The organism is Streptomyces hirsutus (genome assembly GCF_001418415.1).
Lineage (GTDB): Bacteria > Actinomycetota > Actinomycetes > Streptomycetales > Streptomycetaceae > Streptomyces > Streptomyces hirsutus.
Genome location: NZ_LIQT01000780.1, coordinates 1 through 1,299 on the forward strand (window position 1 = coordinate 1; position 1,299 = coordinate 1,299).

Annotated in this window: 1 protein-coding gene; it reads right to left on the bottom strand. The window is 68.7% G+C overall.

Features of this window, described 5'->3' with window-relative positions:
• Nucleotides 1-1,227 (bottom strand): SPDY domain-containing protein (locus AOK11_RS38585; RefSeq protein WP_055598247.1); only part of this gene is annotated, 1,227 nt, incomplete at its 3' end.
• Nucleotides 1,228-1,299: the final 72 nt, after the last annotated feature.

The following is a 1,299-nucleotide window of genomic DNA, read 5'->3' on the forward strand; positions in this document are numbered from 1 at the left end:
AGATGTGTATAGGAGAGAGGTGTAGGGGGAGGCGTGGAGGGCCCAGGTGGGGCGGTCGATGCTGGGGCCTGCCCAGAGGGTCCAGGTGGGCAGGGTGCTGGGGTTCTGGGCGGCGAAGGCGTCGAACTGGACGCCGGCGTCGCCTGGGGTGGTCTCCCAGCGGATCCATCGGCCCTCGATGGTGTGCTTCCAGCCGGCGTCGGTGAGAGGGCGGGTGGCTTCGGTGACGGTCTTCTCGGTGGTGGGGCTGCCGATGGCGGTCTCCCAGGCGTCTCCTTCCGCGAGCCTGTTCAGGAGGGTCTTCAGCAGAGGGGCGGGGGTGGCGCCAGTCAGGGTGAGGTGCCACATGCGGTCGGAGACGGGTGTCTCGTAGGCGGCGAAGGTCCAGGCGGTCTCGCGGGGATTCGTTTCGTGGACGAGTTCGGCCCGCAGGGTCTGTGTCTCGTGGATGAGGTGGGTGGTGTCGTCCGACCAGGTGCGCCATTTCTCCCAGTCGTCGTGTTCGGTGACGAACTCGTCGAGGGCGGCGTTGTGGTCCGCCGGGTCGGCGGCGTAGGCGGGAACCATCTCGGTCCGCTGGACGGCCGGTTCAGGTTTCAGCGGGTTTGGCGAGTGCAGTGTGCTGCGGGCTTCGGCGGCCTGACGCTCGACGTCGGTCATGGGCGCGGGCCCGGGGCGCTTCGTGTCGCTGTGGAGGCGTTCGAAGGCGGCGAGAGCATCGGCAGGTGAATCGAAGGTTTCCGCGATCGTGCGCAGGTGGTTCTCGCCGTGGAGGGTGACGCTGCTGCCATCGCGGTAGGAGCCGACGGCGACCATGGTCCATCCGTCGTCGGCGTGGGCGTGGATGACGAGGCGACCGTGGCGGATGTCGTCGTAGATCTTCTGGGCTTGGTCGGAGACCTCACGGATCTCCTGGCGGGTGCACCAGGGCATGGGATAGTCGGCCCAGGTCCACTCCTCGTCAATGGCTTCACGCAGGCCGGGCGTGATCTCGGTGCTGATGCCTTCGGCGGTGAGCGCCTGGGCGGCCCGTTCCGCCCAGTACGGCTCCTCGTGGTCAATGCGGGCCATGACCAGCGTGCGCTCTTCCACGCTCTCGAAGCCGCGGACGCTCAGGTGGGCGTGGGCGATGTGTCGTGCGGTGCCGGCGACGGTGGCGACGACGGCGCTGCGATGGGAGGGGTGGGTCTCGAGGTGGACGTGCGCGTCGATGGACGGTGTCGTCAAGGCGAGTTGCTCGATTCGGCCTGGGGTCGGGCCATGGGGAGCCGGGCCCTGGGCGGGTAGACGTCAGCGGGA